3 protein-coding genes are annotated in these 3,985 nt (G+C 65.9%); all 3 read right to left on the bottom strand.

What is annotated here, in order from left to right; translation table 11 throughout:
• The coding region (locus tag P3W97_RS01765; protein ID WP_300843250.1) for a bifunctional aconitate hydratase 2/2-methylisocitrate dehydratase at window positions 1–1,856 on the bottom strand (1,856 nt) is incomplete at its 3' end.
• Between the two features lie 26 nt (window positions 1,857–1,882).
• Window positions 1,883–2,896, bottom strand: coding sequence for an aldolase/citrate lyase family protein (locus P3W97_RS01760; RefSeq protein WP_300843249.1), 1,014 nt, complete (start codon window positions 2,894–2,896; stop codon window positions 1,883–1,885).
• 17 nt (window positions 2,897–2,913) lie between these two features.
• Window positions 2,914–3,900: a malate dehydrogenase gene (locus tag P3W97_RS01755; protein ID WP_300843248.1), complete on the bottom strand. Its 987-nt coding sequence runs from the start codon at window positions 3,898–3,900 to the stop codon at window positions 2,914–2,916.
• Window positions 3,901–3,985: the final 85 nt, after the last annotated feature.

Genomic DNA, 3,985 nt, shown 5'->3' with positions numbered 1-3,985 from the left:
GGCTCTTTGTTGAGCTTGATCGTGCAGCCTGCTGCCGAGCGCTCGGCCGACGCGTCGGAAAACTCGAATGCCTGTTCCACCTTCAAATCGGGCAGGCCCTCGATTTCCAGGATACGGCCAGAGAAGATGTTCTTCTTGCCCTTCTTTTCCACCGTCAGCAGACCTTGCTGGATGGCGTAGAGCGGAATGGCATGCACCAGGTCGCGCAGCGTGATGCCAGGTTGCATCTGCCCTTTGAAGCGCACCAGCACGCTCTCGGGCATGTCCAGTGGCATGACGCCAGTGGCGGCGGCAAAGGCCACCAGCCCAGAGCCGGCCGGGAAGCTGATGCCGATCGGAAAGCGCGTGTGGCTGTCGCCGCCGGTGCCCACCGTGTCGGGCAACAACATGCGGTTGAGCCATGAGTGGATCACGCCATCACCGGGGCGCAGACTGACGCCACCGCGGCTGCTGATGAAGGCCGGCAGCTCGCGGTGCATCTTGACGTCCACTGGCTTCGGGTAGGCGGCGGTGTGGCAGAACGACTGCATCACCAAATCGGCCGAGAAGCCCAGACACGCCAGGTCCTTGAGCTCGTCGCGCGTCATCGGACCGGTGGTGTCCTGGCTGCCCACGGTGGTCATCTTCGGCTCGCAGTAGGTGCCCGGGCGGATGCCCTTGCCCTCTGGCAGCCCACAGGCGCGCCCCACCATCTTCTGCGCCAGCGTGTAGCCCTTACCGGAATCCACCGGGGGCTTAGGCAGGCGAAACACCGTGGAGGCTGGCAGCCCCAAAAACTCACGCGCCTTGCCTGTCAGCCCGCGGCCGATGATCAGGTTGATGCGACCGCCCGCGCGCACCTCGTCCAGCAGCACCTCGCTCTTGAGTTGGAAGGTGGCGATGACTTGGCCGTTCTTCTCGATCTTGCCGTCGTAGGGGTAAATGTCGATGACGTCGCCGAACTCGATCTGGCTGACGTCCACCTCGATCGGCAGTGAGCCCGAGTCTTCCTGCGTGTTGAAGAAGATCGGCGCGATCTTGCCGCCCAGCGTCACGCCACCGTAGCGCTTGTTGGGCACATACGGGATGTCTTGGCCAGTCCACCAAATGACGCTGTTGGTGGCCGACTTGCGGCTGGAGCCCGTGCCCACCACATCGCCCACGTAAGCGACGAGATGGCCCTGGGCCTTCAGGCGCTCGATCACGCTGATCGGACCGCGCTTGCCGTCTTCGTCTGGCTCGAACGGCGCGTCAGGCCGCTTGTTTTTCAGCATCGCCAGCGCGTGCAGAGGAATGTCGGGTCGGCTCCAGGCGTCCGGCGCGGGCGTCAGGTCGTCGGTGTTGGTCTCGCCGGGTACCTTGAAGGCGGTGACGGTGATCTTGTGCGGCACCTCTGGGCGCGAGAGAAACCACTGCGCATCCGCCCAGCTCTGCATGACGGCGCGCGCGTGCGCGTTGCCCGCTTGCACCTTCTCGGCCACGTCGTGGAAAGCGTCGAACATCAGCAGCGTTTTCTTCAGCCCTTCGGCAGCGATCGGCGCCACCGCGGCATCGTCGAGCAGGTCGATCAACGGCTTGACGTTGTAGCCGCCAACCATCGTGCCCAGCAGCTCGGTCGCCTTGGCGCGGCTGATGAGGTCCACCTGGATGTCGCCATGCGCCACGGCCGCCAAAAAAGACGCCTTGACCTTGGCCGCGTCGTCTACCCCTGGGGGCACCCGGTGCGTGAGCAGATCCAGCAGAAACTGCGGGTCTTCGCCCGCCGGTGGGTTTTTGATCAGCTCGATCAGATCGGCCGTCTGCTGTGCGTTCAGCGGCAACGGTGGGATGCCCAGCGCGGCGCGCTCGGCCACATGGTCACGATAGGCTTGCAGCATGGTGTGTGCTCCAGTCGGTGGAAATGTCATCGGAAGTGGCCGCGCACCGTCTCGGGCAGCGCCACGCCGGTGGCGTGGGCCCGCTCCAGCACCTGCCAAAAGTAGCGGAAAGACGCGCGGTCATGCAAATATCCCTGGTGGGATATCGGCGCCCAATCGGCGGCAGCGGCACGGCCGATGATCTCGGCCGCCTGCTCCACCTCGTCGGGCCGCGGCCGAAAAGCCGTCACGATCGGCTCGATTTGGTCGGGGTGGATGCTCCACATGCGCGTATAGCCGAAGGCCCCGGCGGCGCGCTCGGCGGCGCGCTGCACCGCCTGCCGGTCGCGGAACTCGGTCACCACGCCGTGCGACGGCACCTTGCCGTGCGCATGGGCGGCGCTGGCGACCTCGAGCTTGGCGCGACAGACCAGCGGATGCTCGAACTGCCCCTGCACCGTCATCGCCGTGGCAGGAATCGCCCCGCCGTGCGCGGAGACAAAATCCATCAGCCCGAAGCTCAGCGACGCCACGCGCGGATGCGCGGCGATCTCAAACGCCCGATGCACCGCCGCTGGCGATTCGATCAGCACATGCAGCGGCAACCTCGGCGCGCCAGCGGCATCGACCGCCACCACAGCGCGCGCGACATCGCCCGCCGTCTCGACCTTGGGGATCATCAGGTGCGTCAGGCGCGCGCCGACCGCGCCGACAATGGTGGCCACGTCGGCCTCGAACGCCGGATGGTCCACCGGGTGCACCCGCACGCCCACGCGCGGCGGCACGGGCGCGGCCCAGTCCAGCCCGCGCACCAGCTCGACCACCAGCGCGGCGTGTTCGGCCTCGCCCCCCACCGGGGCGCCGTCCTCGCAATCCAGCGTGACATCGAACAGGCACGTCCCGTGGCGCGCGGACCACTCGGCCTGCAAGGCCAAACTCTTGCGCATGCGCGCCTCCACCCCTGCATAGTGGTCGCAGGCGGGCAGCCAAACGGCACCGGCCTGTGCACCCAGCAAGACCTCGCGCGGGTGGCGCAAGGGGGCCGGCGAAGGCGTGGGCATGCGCGGGTCCGTCCTGCTCAGATCAGATGCGCCACGCCCTGGCGCTCTTCTTCTAGCTCGGCCAGGGTCTTGTTCAGGCACTGCTGGCTAAACTCGTCGATCGGCAGCCCTTCGACCACCGTGTACTCGCCGTTGGCGCAGGTGACCGGGAAGCCGAACACCACGTCTTTCGGGATGCCGTACCAGCCCTGCGAGGGGATGCCCATGGTCACCCACTTGCCATTCGTGCCCAACGCCCAGTCGCGCATGTGGTCGATGGCAGCGTTGGCCGCCGAGGCCGCCGAGGACAGGCCGCGCGCCTCGATGATGGCCGCGCCGCGCTTGCCGACGGTGGGCAAGAAGACATTGCGGTTCCAGTCCTCGTCGTTGATCATGGCCTTGACCGACTGGCCTTCGATGGTGGCGAAGCGGTAGTCGGCGTACATCGTCGGCGAGTGGTTGCCCCACACGCACAGCTTCTCGATGCTGGCCACAGGCTTGCCGGTCTTGGCCGCAATCTGAGACGCGGCACGGTTGTGGTCCAGGCGCAGCATGGCGGTGAAGTTCTTTGCCGGCAGATCGGGGGCCGACTTCATGGCGATGTAAGCGTTAGTGTTGGCCGGATTGCCTACCACCAGCACCTTGACGTTGCGCGACGCCACGGCGTTGAGTGCCTTGCCCTGCACCGTGAAGATCTGCGCATTGGCCGCCAGCAGGTCCTTGCGCTCCATGCCAGGGCCGCGCGGACGCGCACCCACCAGCAAGGCGTAGTCGGTGTCTTTGAACGCCCCCATCGGGTCGCTGTGCGCCTCCATTCCAGCCAGCAGCGGGAAGGCGCAGTCTTCCAGCTCCATCATCACGCCCTTGAGGGCTTTTTGCGCCTTCTCGTCCGGGATCTCCAACAACTGCAAGATCACCGGTTGATCCTTGCCTAGCATCTCGCCGGAAGCGATGCGAAACAGCAGCGCATAACCAATCTGGCCGGCGGCGCCGGTGACGGCCACGCGGACGGGCTTTTTGCTCATAGAAATCTCCGAGGGGGATGTAGGGATGAATGCCGCGAGTGTATCCTGGTAAACCCAGGGTCGTCAATTGTCTTATGTCTTATAT

The organism is Tepidimonas sp., assembly GCF_029335975.1.
Taxonomy (GTDB): domain Bacteria; phylum Pseudomonadota; class Gammaproteobacteria; order Burkholderiales; family Burkholderiaceae_C; genus Tepidimonas.
Note: the sequence above shows the minus strand (reverse complement) of the source record. Positions and strands in the feature narration are given on the sequence as shown.